Origin of the sequence: Methylobacterium sp. 10, assembly GCF_000519085.1 — a bacterium.
GTDB lineage: Bacteria > Pseudomonadota > Alphaproteobacteria > Rhizobiales > Beijerinckiaceae > Methylobacterium.
Map to the genome: position 1 here is coordinate 3,884,427 of NZ_KI912577.1, position 19,456 is coordinate 3,903,882.

Genomic DNA, 19,456 nt, shown 5'->3' on the forward strand with positions numbered 1-19,456 from the left:
CCCCATGTTCGGCCTCATCGTCGCGCAATCCCTGCGCAACCGCCTGCTCGTCCTGGCACTCGCCTTCGCACTGGTCCTCACCGGCGCGCTGTCCCTCGCGCGCCTGCCCGTCGACGTACTTCCCGACCTCAACCGGCCCACGGTCACGATCCTGACCGAGGCCGAAGGCTTCGCTCCCACGGAGGTGGAGCAGCGGGTGACCTACCCGATCGAGACCCGCATGAACGGCCTGCCCGGCGTCAGCCGGGTGCGCTCGGTCTCCGGCATCGGCCTGTCCATCGTCACGGTGGAGTTCGAATGGGACACGGACCTGTTCCGGGACCGGCAGTTCGTCAACGAGAGGCTGGCGCTCGCGCGCTCGGAACTGCCGCCCAACGTGGTGCCGCAGATGGGGCCGGTCTCCTCGATCATGGGCGGCATCCTGCTGGTCGCCGTCACCTCGAAGACCGCGACCCCGATGCAGGTCCGCGAGACCGCCGACTTCACCTTGCGCCCGCGCCTGCTCTCGATCCCGGGCGTGGCGCAGGTCATCCCCATCGGCGGCGAGGTGCGCCAGTTCCGGGTCGCACCCAATCCCGCCGCCATGCGGGCGCTCGGCGTCACCGACGAGGCTCTGGCCCGCGCCTTGCAGAATTACGGCGGCAATGCCGGCGGCGGCTATTCCGAAGCCGGCGGTCGCGAGGTCCTGATCCGGGCGCTCGGCCGCACCACCGATCTCGACGATTTGCGCCATCTCGTCGTCACGACGCCAAGCGGTCCGGTCTACCTGCGGCAGGTCGCCGACATCGCCTTCGGGGCGCGGCCCAAGCGCGGTGACGGCGGCTTCATGGGCCAGCCCGCCGTGGTGGTCTCCATCGAGAAGCAGCCGGGCATCGACACCGTGCGCCTGACCCGCGAGGTCGAGGCGGCGCTCAAGGAGATCGGCCCCTCCCTGCCCCACGGGATCGAGGCCGGCAGCGTCCTGTTCCGGCAGGCGGATTTCATCGAGACGTCGCTTCGCAACGTGATCACTGTCCTGATCGAGGCCGTGGCCGTGGTGGCCGTGGTGCTGTTCGCCTTCCTGATGAACGTGCGGACCACGCTGATCTCGCTCGCCGCCATCCCCGTCTCGATCCTCGCCACCGCCACGGTGTTTTCGCTGCTCGGACTCTCCATCAACACGATGACGCTGGGCGGCCTCGCCATCGCCATCGGAGAGCTGGTGGACGACGCCGTCGTCGATGTTGAGAACATCCTGCGGCGCCTGCGCGACAACCGGGCGGAGGGCTCGCCCCGCTCGTCCTTCGCGGTAATCGTGGACGCCTCGAACGAGGTGCGCTCCGGTATCGTCTACGCCACCATCATCATCTGCCTCGTCTTCGTGCCGCTCTTCGCCCTGTCGGGCATCGAGGGCCGGCTCTTCGCGCCCCTGGGCCAAGCCTACATCATCGCCATCCTGTCGAGCCTCGTGGTCTCGCTGACCCTGACGCCCGCCCTCTCCTCCTGGCTGCTTCCCGGCCTCAGGAGCCTCGACCATCCCGAGAGCCGGCTGATCCGCGGCCTCAAGCGCGCCAACGGACGCCTCGTGGAGACGGCCTTCGCCCATCAGCGCCTCGCCATCGTCTGTGCGATCGTCGCGGTGGCCGCCGCCGGCTACGGCGCTGGACGCTTGCCCCGCGCCTTCCTGCCGACCTTCAACGAGGGATCGTTCACGGTCACCACCACCTTCACCCCCGGCATCTCGCTCGCCGAATCCGCCCGCGTCGGCGCCATCGCGGAGCGTCTGCTCCTCGACATCCCCGAGGTGGACAAGGTCGGGCGTCGGACCGGGCGCGCCGAACTCGACGAGCATGCCGAGGGCGTCCATTCCACCGATCTGGAGATTCGCCTGAAGCCCGGCGGGCGTGAACGCTCGGCCATCGTCGCCGACATCAGGGGGCGCCTCTCTGTCCTTCCGGTCACGGTGAATGTCGGCCAGCCGATCTCGCACCGGCTCGACCACATGCTCTCCGGCGTCCGGGCCGAGATCGCTCTCAAGCTGTTCGGAGAGGATCTCGACGCCTTGCGCCGCACCGCCGAATCCCTGCGCGAGACCTTGTCGGGCATTCCCGGCGTCGCCGACCTCCAGGTGGAGCGGCAGGTGCGCGTGCCCCAGATCGAGATACGGGTCGATCCGGCCAAGGCAGCGCTCTACGGCGTCTCCCCCGCCACGGTGGTGGAGACGGTGGGGAACCTCGCCAACGGCCGCGTGGTCTCGACTCTGGTGGACGGCCTGCGCCGCTTCGACGTGGTCCTGCGCCTGCCCGAGAGCGGCCGGTCCATGGCCGCCCTGCGCGACCTCCTCATCGAGACGCCGTCGGGCTGGGTGCCCGCCCATGCCCTGGCCGACATCGCCGAGCGGGACGGGCCCAACCAGATCCTGCGCGAGAACGGCCGCCGCCGCATCGTGGTCCAGGCCAACACCGTACCGGGCTCCGACGGCTCGAAGGTCGCCGCCGACATCGCGCAGGCCCTGGCGCGGACGACGCTGCCGGAGGGGATCAGCGCGCGCCTCGAAGGTGCGTTCGAGGCGCAAGGGGAGGCCACCCGCCGGATCGGGCTCCTCGGCCTCGTCTCCTTCGCCCTGGTCTTCGCCCTGCTGGCGAGCCGCTACCGCTCCGGCGTGCTGGCCCTCATCGTCATGGGCAACGTGCCGCTTGCCCTCATCGGCAGCGTCGTCGCCCTCACCATCGCCGGCCTACCGCTCTCGGTGGCCTCGATGATCGGCTTCGTGACGCTCACTGGCATCGTTGCCCGCAACGGCATCCTGAAGATCAGCCACGTGCTGAATCTCGGCCTCAGCGAGGGTCTCCCCTTCGGGCCCGCCCTGGTCCTGCGGGCGAGCAACGAGCGCCTCGTGCCGGTGCTGATGACGGCGCTGGCCGCCGGCATCGCCCTGGTGCCGCTGCTCCTCGACGGAACTGCGCCGGGCAAGGAGATCCTGCACCCCGTGGCCGTGACGATCTTCGGCGGCCTCATCAGCGCGACGCTCCTCGATGCCGTGCTGACGCCGGTCCTGATGCTGCGTTTCGGCCGCCCCGCCTTCGCCCGCCTGCGCGAGGCGCAGGGCGATGAAGCCCACTCCCCGGTGGCGGGGGCCATGCCGTCCCCGCCCGCAACCTTCTGACGACAGGGAACTCCCATGACGAAGACAGCCCTCACCGCGATCCTGGCCGCGATCCTGGCTCTGCCCCTCGCCTCCCCGGTCCTCGCCGCCGAGCACCGCCACGAGGACGGCACTACCCATTCCGACAGCCATGACCACGGGACGAAGGCCCCCGCGAAGGGCAAGGTGGCCGACACCCCGGCGACCCGCGCCTTCAAGGAGGCGAGCATGCGCATGCACGGCGACATGGAGATCCGCTATTCCGGCGACGTCGACCGCGACTTCGCCGCCGGCATGATCCCGCACCACAAGGGCGCCCTCGCCATGGCCAAGGTCGCGCTTCAGTATTCGAAGGATCCGGAGGTCCGCTCCCTGGCCGAGGCCATCGTCAAGGCACAGGAAGCCGAAATCGCCCAGATGGAGGCGATCCTGAAGCGGACCGATCCCGCCAAAAAGTGAGGTCCGCCCCGTGCGCCGTCAGGCGCGGCGGCTCTTCCGCCTGTCGCGCTCGTCGTCCAGGGCCGCCGGAACGCCGCTGAGCACGCGCAACGGATGCGTGTGGACCAGGCGAAACGTCCGGGGCATCGGGCCGCAACCGATACAGACCGCATAGGTCCAGCGCAGCCAGAGATTGGTGTTCTCCCGGTCGATCTTGTCCTGCCGCTTTCGCGCCTCTGCGATGGCGGCCCTGACCTCGGCCGCCCGCTCCTCGCTGACGGCCTCGCGCTGACGGGCCGTGACGCTCGGCTGGTTCTGCCCCGGCTGAGCGCCGCAGGGCGAAGAAAGGATGCTCAAACCCGCAAATAATCCCAAGATCAATCGCATGCGTGCCTCCAAAATCGCAGAAGGCATTCCCCGTTTTCGCAAAGCTACGGACAGGACGGTTGGAAAGTTTCGGGCTCCTCCGCCCGGTGTAAGGCAGGGACGATCGCCTCGTCTTCCGGACAGCGCCTTGGGATGAGGTGACGGGAGGCGATCAAGCGGTCCCGTTCGTCATCGTCAGGTCGCGCATCGGATCGACGCGTCACATGGGTGTCTCAGCAGATTTCGCCAAAGTGGTCACCGGTTACGCGTACCAAAACCTGCGACACTTCAAAGGCCCAAGCAAGGTGAGGCATTGGCTCGCCAACGCAAACTTGCTTAGACCACAAGCACATCCGCGAAGGTCAGCGCCGCCTTCGTGTCGATCACCGCGACGGCGAGGGCCGTACCGGCCCCGCTCCCATCGGCATCGTAGGAGAGGAGGCCCGTGTCGCGGTCGTAGAGCACGCGGTCATCCGCATCGAGCGATCCCGATGCGACATCCTTGAACGACGCCTCCGAGAGCGGACCGGCCGTCAGCCCGGCGAAGACCCTGGCCGAGAGTGCGACCACGTCGTCGGCGAGGGAGAAGTCGCGGATATGGTCGGTATTGCCGGGGCCGGCCTTGGTCCGGAACAGGAACGTGTCCTCGCCCGCCCCGCCCGTCAGCACGTCGTTTCCCGCTCCGCCCGTCAGCATGTTGGCGCCGCCATTGCCGGTGATGACGTTGGCGCGGGCATTGCCGACGCCGTCCAGCGCCTCCGTGCCGAGAAGCTTCAGGTTCTCGACATGGGTTCCGAGGCGATGGCTGGCCGAACTCAGCACCCGGTCCGTCCCGCTCCCGGCCGCCTCCTCGATCGTGTCGAGGCCGTCCGTGACGTAGGTGTCGTTCCCGAGGCCGCCGCTCATGCGGTCTGCCCCCCGTCCGCCGTCGAGCCGGTTGGCGCCGTCGTTGCCGATGAGGATGTCGTCGCCCGCCCCGCCCATCGCCTTCTCGATGAAGACGCCATTGGCGATGGTCACGCCGCCGGTCAGGGTTTCCGAGGTGGAGAGCCAGCCGCCTCCCCCGATCTCCGCCTTCAGCGTCGCCGCGCGCAGGTCGATCTTGGCGGCGCTGGTTCCTTCATAGACGATCGTATCGGAGCCGCCGGTATCCCAGATCGTGGTGTAGCCGCGATTGGCGTCGACATCGTCGCTGAAGCGGTAGACGTCGTTGCCGGAGTTGTGGGCGCGGGCGCCGTAGAGATGCTGCAAAGCCGCGATGTCGATGGCGCCGAAGGAGCCCGGCTGGGCGTCGAGTGGTGTATTCTCGTCCCGCCCGGGGGTGAACGGATTGTCCTCGCCCCAGAACGGGAAGGTGTAGCCCATCGCCGTGTAGATCTGGGAGTTGAGGTTGCCGGTGCCGAAATCACCCGGCTCGACGACGCCCGGCAGCTTGCCGTTCTCCCCGTCATGGGGGTGGCCGAGGCCCAGGCTGTGGCCGATCTCGTGAATCCAGGTCTCCGAATAGGTGCCGAGACGGACCACGTCGGCAGCCCCTTTCACACTGTCCGGGTCGATGCCCACTGCGGTTTCCAGCGAGGTCACGCCCGGGGAGGGCGTACCGGATTCGCCGCCTCCGCCCACATCGAGCCGCTGGATCAGCTGAGCCTGCTCCACCGTCCCTTCGGCGAAATCGACCGCCGCAAAGCTGCTGACGTTGTCGTAGATCTCCTTGTAGAACGCCTTCCAGTCGCCCTCGTCGAAATCGTCGATTCCGTTCGCATCGATGTCTTGCGCCTTGAAACCGTAGGTCAGGGTCGCGGCGTTCCAGGCGCCGCCGAGGATGAGGCTGTCCACGACGGCGTTCCCCGTCAGGGTGACAGGTTTGAAGAGGTCGGCCATGGATAGATCTGTCCCGTGAGGGGAAAAGCTGGGCCGCTCAATCCGGCCGGGCCAGTCCCTAACCACGATGCCGTGTCATAAACAATTGATGGTCCGGTCTGTCCGTGTCGAACCGACCGTTGCGGGAGGCGTGTGCTTTACAGGGTCTGAGAGGGAACCGGCGCAAGTGCGCTCAGCGTGCTCGCAAAACTCATGGGCACGGTTGGTTCTCGCTTGGAGCACGACGGCGCAGCGGGAGTTTAGTGAGAGATACTAACTCTGAGTTCGTCCGTCCGGATGAGCGTCCAGCCAGCCGAGCCCGTCCTCCGTCCGCCTACGCGGATTGTACTCGCACCCGACCGAGCCCGAATAACCGAGGCGGTCGAGCTCGGCGAAGACGAAGGTGTCGTTCATTTCGCCGGTCCCCGGCTCTTGGCGGGCCGGCACGCTGGCGACTTGGACATGGCCGATGATCGGCAGCAGGCGGGCCAGCCGCGTGGTCACGTCGCCGTGCAGGATCTGGCAGTGGAAGATATCGAACTGGAGCTTGATGTTGATGAGACCCTCCGCGCGCAGGTCCGCCACGAGACCGCCGGCGGCATCGACATCGTCGAGGAAGTAGCCGGGCATGGAGCGGCGGTTGATCGGCTCGATCAGGAGGTCGATGCCATGCCGGGCAAGGCGTCCGGCTGCGTGGCGCAGGGAGCGGCGATAAGCCTGCCCGGCGCGGCTGTCGCGCCCATCGGCCAGGCCCGCCATCATGTGCAGGCGCGGGCAACCGGTCGCCAGCGCATAAGCGAGCGCCGTCTCGACCCCGGCGGCCGTCTCGTCGAAGCGGTCGGGCAGAGCGGCGAGACCGCGCTCGCCGGCCGTCCAATCGCCCGGCGGCATGTTGAACAGGACGAGGTCGAGCCCGTGCGCGGCGAGGCGCCCGGCGATGTCGTCTGGAGAATGCTCGTAGGGGAACAGGAACTCCACCGCCGTGAACCCGGCACGGGACGCGGCCTCGAATCGGTCGAGGAAGGCGTGCTCCGTGAAAAGCAGCGTCAGGTTGGCGGCAAAGCGCGGCATGGGAGGGCTTCCATCGTGGCGGGGCCCATCCGGGCGGCCCTCAATCGCGGATGAGCTTGCCCGTATAGACGACGGGGCCGGTGGGCAGGCCGGTGGCCGAGCCGTTCGGCGGCTCCACCGAGACGGCGAAGACGCCCTCCCCGCGCCGCGCCGCATCGGACCCGGCGGGCAGGGCTAAGCGTGCGGCATCCTTGCCGATCAGTCCGAGGGATTTCGGCGTCTTGTCGGCTCCCACATACCACAATTCGAGGCTGCGGCCCGCCGGCGCCTCGGCGCCGACCGGGCGCACTCGCGCGGTTCCCGCCGCCGTATCGATGCTGACGATGAGGGCCGGTGCCTCGCCGCCGCTGCTGACCACGGCGACGTAGCGGGTCTCGCCCTCCGCACCGGGGCGGGGGCCGACGGCGATGAACAAAGCGAGCCCGGCCGCCAGGGCCCCGGCTCCCGCCGCGGCGGCCCGCCACAGGCCGAGCTTGCGCGACAGGGCGGCCACGCGGTTGTCGTTCGCCGCCGGAGACGACGATGTCCGATGGGGCAGCGCGCGCAGGATCGCCGGCCACACGCCCTCGCCCGGCTCGATCTCGGGGATGGCGGCGGCGAGGGGCGCCAGGCGACGTTCCCAATCCTGCACGGCGGCGCGTGCGGCGGGATCGACGGCGAGTTCGAGATCCATGGCGGCGCGCTCGTTGGCGTCGAGCGTGCCGATGACGTATTCGGCGGCGCGCAAGTCGCGCTCAGCGGGGTCCTCGGTCATGCCGGCCCCTCCAGGCAGCCGCGCAGGGCGGACAGCCCGCGATGCAGCCAGGTCTTGATGGTGTTGACCGGCCGCTCGAACCGGGCCGCGAGCTCCTCGCGGGAATGTCCTTCGCAATAGGCCAGCACGATGCAGTCGCGCTGCGTCTCGTCGAGGCGGGACAGGCAGGTGCGCAGGGCGTCGCGCCCGAGAATCGCACCTTCGCTGTCATGGGGATCGGCCAACCGTTCCACCCAGTCCTCTCCGTCCTCGCTCACCGGCCCCTGGACCTCGCCCTTCCGGCGTACCCCGTCGATCGCCCGGTTGCGGGCGATGGTACAGAGCCACGACAAAGGGCGGCCCGCCTCCGGAGAGAACGAACCGGCACTCTGCCAGATACGCAGGTAGACGTCCTGGAGCACGTCTTCAGCCATGCCGCGATCCCGTTGGATACGGAGCACGATGCCGAAAAGTTTCGGAGCGGTGAGATCGTAGAGAGCCCGAAGGGCCTGCTCGTTGCCGGATGCCACGGCCGCGATCAGCCGCGCCAGTGCCGCGTCGTCACGCAAGGCTAGGAGCGTCCTCTCTGCGCGACATGATTCGACCGTTCGATCTGGCGGGAACGTTGCAAACGACTCTTAATGGAGCGGAGGCGCGCCGGCTACTGCGTGGCGCGCAATCGATGTGGATCGGCGCACCTCTCCATCGGAGCCGAGATGCGCAAGGGTGATGGCAAGGGTGATGGCAAGGCTGAAGGGATGGGTGTTCGACGGGGAGCCGGCGACCTATCTCCATCGTCTGACATCGGGTGCAGGATAAGGACACGGGATTCATGACGTCGCACGGAGACTGGAAAATTCCCGCCGCCGTGCAGCCCAAGGCCGGCGATTACGCGTATGACCTCGACAGGGCCCTGTCGGCGATCGTGTCGCTCTCAACGCGCATCCCGCCGGAGGCGTTCACCGCCGAGACCCTGGGCACGGAGCGGGCCGGCAACGGCGTGGTGATCCGCGAAGACGGCCTCGTCCTCACCATCGGCTACCTCGTCACCGAGGCGGACAGCGTCTGGATGACGACACATGACGGTCGCTCGGTCCCCGGCCACGTGGTCGGCTTCGACGCCGTCACCGGGTTCGGCCTCGTCCAGGCCCTGGGTGACCTGGCGCTGCCGCCGCTACCGATCGGGCGCTCGGCCAGCCTGAAGATCGGCGACAAGGCAGTGGTGGCCGGAGCCGGCGGGCGCACCCGCTGCGTTGCCGCGGAGCTGATCGCGCGGCAGGAATTCGCGGGCTACTGGGAATACGTCCTCGACGAGGCCCTGTTCACCGCGCCCTCGCACCCCCATTGGGGCGGTACGGCCCTGATCGGTCCGGCCGGCGATCTCCTCGGCATCGGCTCCCTGCAACTGCAGCAGGGCGGCGCGGAAGGCCCCAAGGCGATCAACCTCGTGGTGCCCATCGATCTCCTGCCGCCGATCCTCGAGGATCTGACCACCCGCGGACGGGCGGACCGCCCGACCCGGCCCTGGCTCGGCCTCTATGCCAGCGACAGCGACGGCGCGGTGGTGGTGATGGGGCTCGCCGACGATGGCCCCGCCGAGAGCGCGGACCTGCGCGTCGGCGACGTGCTCGCGGCGGTGGCGGGGGAGCCGGTGGAGGATCTCGCCGGCTTCTTCCGTCAGGTCTGGGCCCTCGGAGAGGCGGGGGTGCGGGTGCCGCTCACGATCGAGCGCGACGGACGCCCGATCAAGCTCGTCGTGACGTCGAGCGACCGCGAGCGCTTCCTGGTCTCGCCGCAGCTGCATTGATCGGGACGGAGCGCGGGTCTATCCCGTGCCCATGACGGACCGAGCATACACTTCCCCCATCCACATCGTCGGCGGCGGCCTCGCCGGGTCGGAGGCCGCTTGGCAGATCGCCGAGCGCGGCCATGCTGTGGTGCTCCACGAGATGCGCCCGGTTCGCGCCACCGAGGCGCATCACGGTCAGGATCTGGCCGAGCTCGTCTGCTCGAACTCGTTCCGCTCGGACGACGCCAACGGCAACGCCGTCGGCCTGCTGCATCAGGAGATGCGGACCCTCGGCTCGCTGATCCTCCACGCGGCCGACGCCAATCAGGTGCCGGCCGGCGGCGCGCTCGCCGTGGACCGGAACGGGTTCGCCGCCGCCGTCACCGCCGCCCTGGAGGCGCATCCCCTCGTCACCATCGCACGTGAAGAGGTCGAGGGCCTGCCGCCTGAGGAATGGGGCCGGACCATCATCGCCACCGGTCCCCTCACCTCGCCGGCCCTGGCGGAAGCGATCCGCAGCCTCACCGGGGCCGAGGCCCTCGCCTTCTTCGATGCCATCGCGCCCATCGTCCACCGCGACTCCATCGACATGGACAAGGCCTGGTTCCAGTCGCGCTACGACAAGGTCGGGCCGGGCGGGACGGGGGCCGATTACATCAACTGCCCGATGAATCGCGAGCAGTACGACGCCTTCATCCAGGCGCTGATCGCGGGCGACAAGATCGGGTTCAAGGAATGGGAGGCGACCACCCCCTATTTCGACGGCTGCCTGCCGATCGAGGTGATGGCCGAGCGAGGGCCCGAGACCCTGCGTCACGGTCCGATGAAGCCCGTCGGTCTCACCAACCCGCACGATCCCACCGTGAAGGCCTGCGCCATCGTCCAGCTGCGCCAGGACAATGCGCTCGGCACCCTGTACAACATGGTCGGCTTCCAGACGAAGCTGACCTATTCCGAACAGGTCCGGGTCTTCCGCACGATCCCCGGCCTGGAGAACGCCGAATTCGCGCGTCTCGGCGGCCTCCACCGCAACACATACCTCGATTCACCCCGCCTCCTCGACGCGACTCTGCGCCTGAAGGCCCGGCCGAGCCTACGCTTCGCCGGCCAGATCACGGGCTGCGAGGGCTATGTCGAGAGCGCCGCCATCGGCCTGATGGCGGGCCGTTTCGCCCTGGCCGAGGCACGCGGCGAGACCCTGGCGCCGCTCCCCGCCACCACGGCGCTCGGCGCCCTCATCGGTCACATCACCGGCGGCCACATCGCGGCCGAGGAGGCCGGGAGCCCCCGCTCGTTCCAGCCGATGAACGTCAATTTCGGCCTGTTCCCACCTCTCGATCATTCCCCGAAGGGCGAGGGCGGCAAGCGCCTGAAGGGGCCGGAAAAGGCGGTTGCGAAGAAGCGCGCCTACACCGACCGGGCGCGGGCGGATCTGGCGGCGTGGATCGGAAGCGAGGCGGTGCCGATCGCGGCGGAGTGACGAACACGCCAGATCGCATGACGGCGTCGCCGGTCATGCTCGTCATGGTGGCCGAACCTCGTCCTTCGACGCGTTGCATGTCTCGCAGGGGGGCTCGTTCTTAAAGCAACGTCAGCCTGGTTTGTCCGAAAACAAGCTGGGGTGGTGCTTTCATTCCTTGTCCATCATAACGATAAAGTCAGTGTTAGCCCGTCCTGCTGCAATCATACGTGGTCAATCCATCTTTCGTTTCCGGATGCCATGTCTTACGAAGCCTCACTCCGTCCCGTCACGCCGGTTCACGCAACGGATCGAACGGACCCGCGACCCGATACCGGCCGCCCTCGGGCGATCACGCGTCGCTTGAGTCGGCTCGGCCGTCGCGCGGCCCTGCTTGCCGTCTGTACGATCGGCCTTTCCGGCTGCATGTCGGCCGAGGAGCAGCGGAAAGCTGATCTCGGTCGATGCTCCGGCTACGGATATGCGCCGGGCTCCGAGGGGTTCGCGACCTGCATGATGGACATCGATCAGAATCGCGAGCGCATCCGTGCGGAAAGGAGCCTTCAACTCCAGGCTGACCTCGCCGCCCAGAATCGCCAACGCGAGGCGCAGGCTGACCTTTACCGGTCCCTCAGCCAGCAGCGCATCGGCGACAAGAGCCTGCCTGTTTGCGGCGCGGCCTCCGGCGGCGGGCTCGATGGTCGGACGGGGTACTGGTACGGCAAGGATTGCCGGAGCCGCTGAACCTCTGGTCCGGCGCGGTCGGCGAGCGGCCGTGGATCCATTCAGACCGGATCCAGCGAAAAGATGCGCCGGCCCGGCCGGTGGCCCTCGTCACCGGTGTCGCGAAAACCGGTCTTGAGAAGGAGGCCGCGTGAGGCTTCGTTCTCGGGTCGGCACTCGGCGACGATGAAGCGGTGGGGGAAGCGCTTGCGCAGGATCGCGATGGCCCCCGTCACCGCCTCGCTGCCGTAGCCCTGGCCTCGGGCCGCGCCGCCGACCCAGTAGCCGAGCTCCACCGCGTGCTCGCCGCGCAGGTGGAGGCCGACCACCGCCACGAGAACGCCGTCGGCCTTGGCCCCGAGGAAGCAATCCTTCGTCGGCTTCCCCCTGCCGATCAGGCGGCGGGCATGATCGAGGGTGAAGGGATCGGGCAGAAAATCGACCGCCCCCGTGATCGCCTGATCGTCGGTGAGGGCCTGGACCGCCTCCGCATCCGCCTGGACCAGCGGCGCAAGACGCAGGCGTGTGGTCGCCTGCGCAGGCAGGTTCGACAGGGAGTAGCGCGAGGCGAGCGTGCGGAAGAACATGGATTCCGTGGTGGAGCCGCGCGGCCACGAGGGCAAGATCCCTCTTCGCCGGAGGGCGCCTTCCTCGCGCGGCGCGACAAAAATGAAACCCGCCCCGGCATCGCCGGGACGGGTCATGGATTCAGCCTATCGGTTCGCCCTTACGGATGGATGACCATCGCGCTGAACGGATAGACGTAGGCCTGGAGCATCACGAGCACGCCGACGAGGCAGGCCAGCACGATGGAGTGCCAGAACACGAACCGCAGGATCTTGCTCTCCTGGCCGAAATAGCCGGTGGCGGTGGAGGCGACGACGATCGACTGGGCGTCGATCATCTTGCCCATGACGCCGCCCGACGAATTCGCCGAGGCCATGAGGACGCCCGACAGGCCAAGCTGCTCCGAGGTGATTTTCTGCAGGCCGCCGAACAGGACGTTCGACGCGGTGTCGGAGCCGGTGAGCGCGACGCCGAGCCAGCCCAGCAGTGTGCCGAAGAACGGGTAGAGGATGCCCGTGCCCGCAAAGGCGAGACCCAACGTGGCATCGACGCCCGCGTAGCGGGTGAGGACGCCCAGCGCCAGCATCGCCGAGATGGTGATGAGCGAGTAGCGCAGCACCCAGATCGTCTCGATGTAGGCGGTCACGAGGCGCCACGGCGAGAACCGCATCAGGAGGCCGGAGATGATGGCCGCGAACAGCACGCCGGTGCCGGTGTAGGACATGTAGGCGAACTTGAAGATGGCGGCTTCCGGATGGGCGGTGGCCACCACGGGCGGCACCTTCATGATGACGTTGTGCAGGCCCGGCACCGGATAGTTCCAGATGAAGATCGGGTCGACGATGTCCTTGAAGAACTTGGTGCCCCAGATCGCCACGATCACCGAGAGGATGATCCATGGCACCCAGGCCAGCAGGATCTCGGAAGAGGTGGCGGTGCGGGTGGCGGCGGCGGCCTTGGGGCCGTCGACGGTGGTGACGTAGCCGATGGACGGATCGTTGCCGCGCAGGGCCGGCGAGGTCCAGATCACGGCCGGGCGCCAGAAGCGCAGGAACAGCACCAGAGCGCCCATGGAGACGAGGGCGGCGCCGATGTCGACGATCCACGGATTGACGTAGTTCGAAATGCCGAACTGGGCCAGCGCGAACGAGCCGCCGCAGACGAGGATGGCGGGCCAGATCTGCAGCATCCCGCGGAAACCCGCGAACACGCAGATCAGCCAGAACGGTACCAGCACCGAGAAGAACGGCAGCTGGCGGCCGATCATGGCGCCGAGGACGTAGGGGTCATAACCGGTCACCGAGGCGAGGCCGGCGATGGGCGCTCCGAGCGCGCCATAGGCCACCGGGGCGGTGTTGGCGATGAGCGAGAGGCCCGAGGCGGCCAGTGGTGAGAAGCCGAGGCCGATCAGGATGGCACCGGTGACCGCCACCGGGGTGCCAAAGCCGCCTGCGCCCTCGAAGAACGCGCCGAAGGCGAAGGCGACCAGCAGCAACTGGAGCCGCCTGTCTGTGGTGATGCCGGCCACCGATTGCTGCAGGGTGGCGAACCATCCCTTCTCCACCGTCAGGCGGTAGAGGAAGATGACGTTGAGGATGATCCAGCCGATGGGGAACAGCCCGAGCGCGATGCCGTAGCCGGAGGCGCGGGTGGCGAGGTCGGCGGGCATGCCGAACAGGAACACCGCGACGCAGAATGCCAGGACCAGGGAGAGGACGGCCGCGATATGAGCCTTCACCTTGCCGCTGGCGATCATGCCGAGCAGGGCGATGACCGGCAGGGAGGCGGCCAGCGTCGAGAGCCAGGGGCTCCCGAACGGGTCGTAGACTTGATTCCAAGTGTTCACGGGCGTCGCACTCCTCGATGGCCCCGATCTCATGTCGAGGTCTTGACATCGTTGCTAGCAGAGCAGTGAGACCGGCTCAACGCGGGGAATCTTGTATTCAAAAGCTGTTGCGCGAAGGCAGCGGTTCTCGGCCGTGGCTTTCCGGGCTGGCCCGAACCCGCGCAACCAAGTGCCGTGGCGGCGGAACATGCCGACCGGGCGACCGTTCCCAATCGTATTCATTACGTGGCGAGACGGAGAATCATCCATGTTCATGCGCGTCGACAAACTACAAGCCGAGCTTCCTGCCCCGAAAAGAAAAGATCCCAATGCCGCCGCGGCCCTGCAGGAATTGCTGGGCGGTAAGTATGGGGAGATGTCGACGCTGGGGAACTACATGTTCCAGAGCTTCAATTTTCGAAGCAAGTCTAAGCTCCGCCCGTTCTATAGCCTTGTTGCCGCGATCACCGCCGAAGAACTGGGTCACGTGGAGCTGGTGAGCAACGGCGTCGCCATGCTCAATAACGGCCCCGACAACGACGGCGACGAGAAGGATGGCGGCGACATCTCGGGCGCACCGTTCGAGGACATGAAGGATATTCGCCTCGCGGCCGCCTTCCTGTCGAATGGCGGCGGCGTCACCCCGGTGAACAGCAACGGCGCCTCCTGGAACAACGATTTCATCACCACCACCGGCAATGTGGTCGTCGACCTGCTCCACAACTTCCATCTCGAATGCGGCGCCCGCCTGCACAAGTTGCGCGTCTACGAGACCCTGACCGACCCGACCGGGCGCGAGGTCTGCGGCTACCTGCTCGTGCGCGGCTCGGTCCACGCCCACGCCTACGCCCTGGCATTGAAGAAGATCACCGGCGTCGAGCTCGAGAAGTTCCTGCCGACGCCGAACATCAACCTCGACAAGATCCCCGAATGCCAGAAGTACCTGCAGGAGGGCTCGCACCGCCGGCTCTACACTTTCAGCCCTGACGATTACAAAGAGATGTCCGGCATTTGGGGCAACGGCGAAGTCGCCCTGCCGGGTGATCCGCCCGGCGAATTGTCCGTGGTCGAAGGCATGCCCGACGGCGGCAAGATCCACCAACTCACCGGCGTCCCCTCGGCCTTCACACCGGACTATGCGCCGGAGGAGATGTTCGAAATCGCGCAGAAGCTGACGAAGAAGGCGCGCTGAAGCCTTGGCCTCCCGACGGGATACCGTCGGGAGGCCTTTTCTTTTATCGAGCAGTCATGATTGCAGCCCAAGGCGTACGTCTTCAAACTGTGACCTCATCGCTGAGGCGCCCGCGCCAAGCAGGCCTCAAAGGAGATCTCCAGCCGGCTCTGTGCTTCTTGAAGCTCCCTTCAAGGCCGCTGCGCGACGCCTCAGGTGATTGGGTTAGGAGGAAGCTTCAGGCTTTCCGCGATCCACGCCAGAGCCGCCACAGCCGCCGCCAGCGCGGAAGCGTGATGACGGTGTTCAACGGGTCGTAGCCCGGGCGCTCCATCATCGCGAGACTCGGCTCCACCAAGGCGGTGGGTAGGAAGGCGGGCAGAGCGGCAGGCGCGATGGTGGCTCGCGCGTCCTCGAAGGCCTTCAGATGGCGCCGGGCCAGAGACCGCAGGTCCGCCGTTGCGCCGAGAAGGCCGGGGCCGCCACGTCCCGTGATGATGTCTTCGCGGGTGACGCCGTGATCCTTGAGGATATCGGCCGGCAGGTAGACCTGCCCGTTGCGGGCATGCCACGGCAGCGCTCTCAGCAATCCGACAACGCCATAGGCGACACCGGCATGGCCGGCGGCGGCAGCGCCTCCCGGCTCCACACCGTCGCAGAGGACGAGCCCACCGAGGCGGATGAGCGAGGAAGCGGTCTCCCCGCAATAGCCCTCGAGATCGTTCACCCGCGGCATCGGATCGTCGTAGAGGTCGAAGACGCGGGCGTCGATCAGATCGACGAAGGGCTGACGCCCGAGCTTGCGCCTGACGATGGCGTCATCCAACGCGGCGGCCACCGGGTTGGCCTTCACGTCCCCCCTCGCCTCGCCCTGCAATGCGTCGCGCCACCATTGCAGGCGGATCTCCCCCGCGACCGGGTTGGTCACGGCGTCGCGCACGCGGGCGATGGTGAGGCTGAAGGCGGAGAGCGCGAAGAGATGCGGCCGGAAAGCTGCCGGCGCGAAAAGCGTGGCGAAGTAGCGGTCCGGGTCGCCCTCGCGGACCAGGGCCTCGCAATGCGCGAAGGCGAAGGCAAGGGGTTCGGCCGTTCCGGGGCTGGTAACGGTTCTGGTCACGCGACCGCGATCATCGCGGCGGCGACCTTGCGGTTCTCCGCCATCAGGATGTTGTAGGTCCGCGCCGCGGCCCCCGTCTGCATCACGTCGAGGCCGATTCCGTTGTCCTTGAGCCAGCGCCGCAGACTGTCGGGAAACGGCGCGATGTCGAGGCCGGTGCCGATGAGGAGGAGTTCCACCACACCCGCCTCGGCCACGACCGGGCGCAGGGCGTTGCGGTCGATGGCCTTGGCCTCCAGGACATCCCAGGCCCTGATGCCCCCCGGCGTCACCAGGATCGAACCGCGATGCGACATGTCGGCGAAGCGAAAGCCGCCGTTGCCGTAGGCGTCGATGAGGTGGCGCCCGGGAACGAACCCGTCGTGCAGGCTGCCCTCCGCCATCTCTACTCCGCCGCCTGGGGCACACGGCCGCCGGTGGGCCGGCTCTGAGACTTCACGCCCGACAGCATCAGGCCAAGATAGATCAGGACCGGGGTCGACACGAAGATCGCCGAATAGGTGCAGATCACCACACCCGCGAGCATCACCACGGCAAAGCCCTGGATCGCCTCACCGCCGAACAGCACCAGGGCGAGCAGCGAGAGGAAGGCGGAGGTCGCCGTCATCACCGTGCGCGACATGGTGGAGTTGATCGACAGGTTGAGCAGCTCCACCGTGGGGATGGTCTTGTAGCGCCGCATCAACTCGCGGGTCCGGTCGAACACCACCACCGTCTCGTTCAGCGAGTAGCCGACGATGGTAAGGATGGCCGCGATCGAGGTCATGTTGAACTCGATCCGGCTGATGACGAAGATGCCGATGGTGAGCACGATGTCGTGCAGGGTGCCGACGATGGCGCCGAGCGCCAGTTCCCGCTCGAAGCGGAACCACAGGTAGAGGAGCACCGCGAGTACCGACAGGACGACGCCGAGCGTGCCCGACTGAACGAGCTCGCCCGAGACGCGCGGCCCCACCGTCTCGGTACGGCGGAACTCGTATTCGGCGTCGAAGGCGCCGTGCGCCTTCTGCATCACCGCCGTCTGGCCCTGCTCGCCGGGCTGAAGCGGGAAGCGGACGAGGATCTGTCCGTCGCCACCGAGCTCCTGCACCTCGGTCTCGCCGAAGCCGAAGCTGTTGGCGGTGTGACGCACGGAAGCCACGTCGGCCGTCTTCGATTTCGCCTGCAGCTCCACAAGGGTGCCCCCCTTGAAGTCGATGCCGAAATTCAGGCCGACCGTCAGGAACAGGATCACCGTCCCCACCGACAGCAACGCCGACAGGGGGAAGGTGAAGCGCCGGAAGCGCATGAAGTCGACGTGCGACTCATCGGGCCAGAGGCGGAGCAGACGCATGTTCGGTCTCGGTCTCTCGTGGACGATACCCGGTCTCGGACGATCGCATCGGTGCCGCCGTCATCCCGTCATTCAGGGGCGCTGCAGGCGGGCCTGGAATGACAGGATGGTGGGCCAATCGATCGTATGAGAAGCGAAGCGTCCTTGTCTTGAACTCAGGGAAACGGGGCTCGGATCAGAACGGCTGGGGTCTTCAGAACGGCAAGGCCTTGGGTCGGGCGTAGTTGTACCACAGGGCGATCATCATGCGGGTGAGCGTCACCGCCGTGATGACGGTGGTGAGGATGCCGAGGATGAAGACCACGGCAAAGCCCTTCACCGGGCCGGAACCGAGGAAGAACAGGATCAGGGCGGCGATGGCCATGGTCGAGTTCGAATCGATGATGGTGGCGAACGCTTTGTCGAAGCCCGCCTGCAGGGCCGAGACGATGGAGCGCCCCGCCCTCACCTCTTCCCGCACGCGCTCGTAAATCAGCACGTTGGAATCCACCGCCGTGCCGATGGTGAGCACGATGCCGGCGATGCCCGGCAGGGTCATGGTCGCCTCCAGCACCGACATCAGGCCGAGGATGAGGCCCACATGGACGAGGAGGGCGATGTTGGCGAAGAAGCCGAACACGCCGTAGGTGGCGAACATGAAGACGATGACGAGGGCGCCGGCGACCAGGGTCGCCTTCTTGCCGGCCTCGATCGAATCGTTGCCGAGACCGGGGCCGACGACGCGGCGCTCCACCACGGTGAGCTTGGCCGGCAGGGCGCCGGCGCGCAGCAGGATCGAGAGGTCGTTGGCCTGCTTGACGGTGAAGTTGCCGGTGATCTGGCCCGAGCCGCCGGTGATCGGCGTGTTGATGCGCGGCGCCGAGACGACCTCGTTGTCGAGTACGATGGCCATGCGGCGGCCGACATTCTCAGAGGTCGCCTGGCCGAAGCGCTGGGCGCCTTTCAGGTTGAACTTGAAGCTCACCATGGGTTCGTGGCTCTGCTGGTCGAAGGCCGGCTGTGCGTCTGTGAGATCGCCGCCATCGGCCATGACCCGGCGCTCCACCGGCACCTTGCCGCCGCCTTCGTCCTTGTTGGTGAGCATGTCGACGTCGCCGGAGGGCGAATCGGCCAGCATGCGGAATTCTAGCTTGGCGGTCTTGCCGAGCTGATCCTCGAGCTGCTGCGGGTCCTGCAAGCCCGGGACCTGGACCAGAACGCGGTCGGCACCTTGCTGCTGGATCGAAGGCTCCTTGGTACCGCCGAAATCGATGCGGCGGCGGATGACTTCGATGGCCTGGGTCACGGCCCGGCGGGTACGGTCGGTAAGGCCGGCATCGGTGAGCAGGAGCTGGATCGTGCCGTCGGGCCGGTCGGTGACGTCGAGGGTCTGGCCGCCGGCCTGGGCCACCATGGCGTTGGAGATCGGCTGGGACAGTTCCCGCAGCTTCGGCATGGCCTTGGCGCGGTTGGCCGGATCGGAGATGCGGATCTGGACGCCGCGCGGGATCAGCTGGATTCCGCCTTCGGGGGTGATGCCGGCCTCGCGCAGGGTGCGGCGCACATCGTCGCGCAGCCCCGTTGTCTGCGAGCGGATCAGGTCGTTCCGGTCGATCTCGAGGAGGATCTGCGAGCCGCCCTGGAGATCGAGCCCCAGGACGATGGCGCGCTGGGGCACGATCCAGCTCGGGAACCAGCCCGGCAGGGAGGCCATGAAGCCCTTGCGCTGCTCGGCCGAGAAGAAGCTCGGCACGGCGAGGCTGAGGCCGATGAGGATGACGGCCAGCGTCGCGACGATCTTGGTTCTCGAAAAGCGCAGCATCCGCCCGTTCCGTTTCTTCTTACGATGCCGATGTTTGCACCGGCATCTTCAAGCGGTGCACGAGGCCGCCGCGCGTGAC

Annotated in this window: 17 protein-coding genes; 6 read left to right on the forward strand and 11 right to left on the reverse strand. The window is 67.5% G+C overall.

What is annotated here, in order from left to right; genetic code table 11:
* Positions 1-4 precede the first annotated feature (4 nt).
* Entirely contained in the window at positions 5-3,145 is a 3,141-nt protein-coding gene (locus K368_RS0118315) for an efflux RND transporter permease subunit (protein WP_027173596.1), read from the forward strand.
* A 15-nt stretch (positions 3,146-3,160) separates the two neighbouring features.
* Positions 3,161-3,583 carry a DUF305 domain-containing protein gene (locus K368_RS0118320; protein ID WP_027173597.1) on the forward strand — a complete coding sequence of 141 codons (423 nt, stop codon included), beginning with the start codon at positions 3,161-3,163 and terminating at the stop codon, positions 3,581-3,583.
* 18 nt (positions 3,584-3,601) lie between these two features.
* Here K368_RS0118320 and K368_RS0118325 read toward each other — a convergent pair whose 3' ends face one another.
* From K368_RS0118325 to K368_RS0118345, 5 genes are all read right to left on the reverse strand, one after another.
* Positions 3,602-3,919 carry a hypothetical protein gene (locus tag K368_RS0118325; protein WP_027173598.1) on the reverse strand — a complete coding sequence of 106 codons (318 nt, stop codon included), beginning with the start codon at positions 3,917-3,919 and terminating at the stop codon, positions 3,602-3,604.
* 345 nt (positions 3,920-4,264) lie between these two features.
* Positions 4,265-5,809, reverse strand: coding sequence for a M10 family metallopeptidase C-terminal domain-containing protein (locus tag K368_RS0118330; protein WP_027173599.1), 1,545 nt, complete (start codon positions 5,807-5,809; stop codon positions 4,265-4,267).
* Between the two features lie 252 nt (positions 5,810-6,061).
* On the reverse strand, positions 6,062-6,859 hold the full coding sequence (gene otnI, locus K368_RS0118335; protein WP_027173600.1) for a 2-oxo-tetronate isomerase: 798 nt from the start codon (positions 6,857-6,859) through the stop codon (positions 6,062-6,064).
* Positions 6,860-6,899: 40 nt separating this feature from the next.
* The gene (locus K368_RS0118340; RefSeq protein ID WP_197031036.1) at positions 6,900-7,613 is read right to left on the reverse strand and encodes an anti-sigma factor; all 714 of its coding nucleotides are present in this window, start codon (positions 7,611-7,613) and stop codon (positions 6,900-6,902) included.
* Complete coding sequence (locus tag K368_RS0118345; RefSeq protein WP_027173602.1) at positions 7,610-8,161, reverse strand: sigma-70 family RNA polymerase sigma factor; 552 nt, start codon at positions 8,159-8,161, stop codon at positions 7,610-7,612. The genes K368_RS0118340 and K368_RS0118345 overlap by 4 nt, the downstream gene beginning before the upstream one ends.
* A gap of 263 nt (positions 8,162-8,424) precedes the next feature.
* On the opposite strand from K368_RS0118345, the gene K368_RS0118350 reads away from it, so the two are divergent.
* From K368_RS0118350 to K368_RS25055, 3 genes are all read left to right on the forward strand, one after another.
* Positions 8,425-9,399, forward strand: coding sequence for a S1C family serine protease (locus K368_RS0118350; protein WP_018043539.1), 975 nt, complete (start codon positions 8,425-8,427; stop codon positions 9,397-9,399).
* A gap of 31 nt (positions 9,400-9,430) precedes the next feature.
* The gene (gene trmFO, locus K368_RS0118355) at positions 9,431-10,861 is read left to right on the forward strand and encodes a methylenetetrahydrofolate--tRNA-(uracil(54)-C(5))-methyltransferase (FADH(2)-oxidizing) TrmFO (protein WP_027173603.1); all 1,431 of its coding nucleotides are present in this window, start codon (positions 9,431-9,433) and stop codon (positions 10,859-10,861) included.
* A 492-nt stretch (positions 10,862-11,353) separates the two neighbouring features.
* Positions 11,354-11,584, forward strand: coding sequence for a hypothetical protein (locus K368_RS25055; protein ID WP_155935238.1), 231 nt, complete (start codon positions 11,354-11,356; stop codon positions 11,582-11,584).
* 41 nt (positions 11,585-11,625) lie between these two features.
* Here the strand turns inward: K368_RS25055 and K368_RS0118365 are convergent, their stop codons facing one another.
* Together K368_RS0118365 and K368_RS0118370 are read right to left on the reverse strand one after the other, a co-directional pair.
* Positions 11,626-12,150 carry a GNAT family N-acetyltransferase gene (locus K368_RS0118365; RefSeq protein WP_027173604.1) on the reverse strand — a complete coding sequence of 175 codons (525 nt, stop codon included), beginning with the start codon at positions 12,148-12,150 and terminating at the stop codon, positions 11,626-11,628.
* Positions 12,151-12,290: 140 nt separating this feature from the next.
* Entirely contained in the window at positions 12,291-13,976 is a 1,686-nt protein-coding gene (locus tag K368_RS0118370) for an L-lactate permease (protein WP_027173605.1), read from the reverse strand.
* 247 nt (positions 13,977-14,223) lie between these two features.
* On the opposite strand from K368_RS0118370, the gene K368_RS0118375 reads away from it, so the two are divergent.
* Entirely contained in the window at positions 14,224-15,147 is a 924-nt protein-coding gene (locus tag K368_RS0118375) for a manganese catalase family protein (protein WP_027173606.1), read from the forward strand.
* Positions 15,148-15,364: 217 nt separating this feature from the next.
* On the opposite strand, the gene K368_RS0118380 is transcribed toward K368_RS0118375, so the two are convergent.
* The 4 genes from K368_RS0118380 to secD form a co-directional block, all read right to left on the reverse strand.
* Complete coding sequence (locus K368_RS0118380; protein ID WP_027173607.1) at positions 15,365-16,243, reverse strand: phytoene/squalene synthase family protein; 879 nt, start codon at positions 16,241-16,243, stop codon at positions 15,365-15,367.
* Positions 16,240-16,626, reverse strand: coding sequence for an MTH938/NDUFAF3 family protein (locus K368_RS0118385; protein ID WP_027173608.1), 387 nt, complete (start codon positions 16,624-16,626; stop codon positions 16,240-16,242). Before K368_RS0118385 ends, K368_RS0118380 begins: the two co-directional genes overlap by 4 nt.
* 2 nt (positions 16,627-16,628) lie before the next feature.
* Entirely contained in the window at positions 16,629-17,576 is a 948-nt protein-coding gene (secF, locus tag K368_RS0118390) for a protein translocase subunit SecF (protein WP_027173609.1), read from the reverse strand.
* A 193-nt stretch (positions 17,577-17,769) separates the two neighbouring features.
* Positions 17,770-19,377 carry a protein translocase subunit SecD gene (secD, locus tag K368_RS0118395; protein WP_027173610.1) on the reverse strand — a complete coding sequence of 536 codons (1,608 nt, stop codon included), beginning with the start codon at positions 19,375-19,377 and terminating at the stop codon, positions 17,770-17,772.
* Between the last annotated feature and the right edge of the window lie 79 nt (positions 19,378-19,456).

What these genes read in the sequence shown, in the direction of transcription:
- K368_RS0118315 (WP_027173596.1), top strand. Translation starts at nt 5, where the DNA reads ATGTTCGGCCTCATCGTCGCGCAATCCCTGCGCAACCGCCTGCTCGTC.
- K368_RS0118320 (WP_027173597.1), top strand. Translation starts at nt 3,161, where the DNA reads ATGACGAAGACAGCCCTCACCGCGATCCTGGCCGCGATCCTGGCTCTG.
- K368_RS0118330 (WP_027173599.1), bottom strand. Translation starts at nt 5,809, where the DNA reads ATGGCCGACCTCTTCAAACCTGTCACCCTGACGGGGAACGCCGTCGTG.
- otnI (WP_027173600.1), bottom strand. Translation starts at nt 6,859, where the DNA reads ATGCCGCGCTTTGCCGCCAACCTGACGCTGCTTTTCACGGAGCACGCC.
- K368_RS0118340 (WP_197031036.1), bottom strand. Translation starts at nt 7,613, where the DNA reads ATGACCGAGGACCCCGCTGAGCGCGACTTGCGCGCCGCCGAATACGTC.
- K368_RS0118350 (WP_018043539.1), top strand. Translation starts at nt 8,425, where the DNA reads ATGACGTCGCACGGAGACTGGAAAATTCCCGCCGCCGTGCAGCCCAAG.
- trmFO (WP_027173603.1), top strand. Translation starts at nt 9,431, where the DNA reads ATGACGGACCGAGCATACACTTCCCCCATCCACATCGTCGGCGGCGGC.
- K368_RS25055 (WP_155935238.1), top strand. Translation starts at nt 11,354, where the DNA reads ATGATGGACATCGATCAGAATCGCGAGCGCATCCGTGCGGAAAGGAGC.
- K368_RS0118365 (WP_027173604.1), bottom strand. Translation starts at nt 12,150, where the DNA reads ATGTTCTTCCGCACGCTCGCCTCGCGCTACTCCCTGTCGAACCTGCCT.
- K368_RS0118375 (WP_027173606.1), top strand. Translation starts at nt 14,224, where the DNA reads ATGTTCATGCGCGTCGACAAACTACAAGCCGAGCTTCCTGCCCCGAAA.
- K368_RS0118385 (WP_027173608.1), bottom strand. Translation starts at nt 16,626, where the DNA reads ATGGCGGAGGGCAGCCTGCACGACGGGTTCGTTCCCGGGCGCCACCTC.
- secF (WP_027173609.1), bottom strand. Translation starts at nt 17,576, where the DNA reads ATGCGTCTGCTCCGCCTCTGGCCCGATGAGTCGCACGTCGACTTCATG.
- secD (WP_027173610.1), bottom strand. Translation starts at nt 19,377, where the DNA reads ATGCTGCGCTTTTCGAGAACCAAGATCGTCGCGACGCTGGCCGTCATC.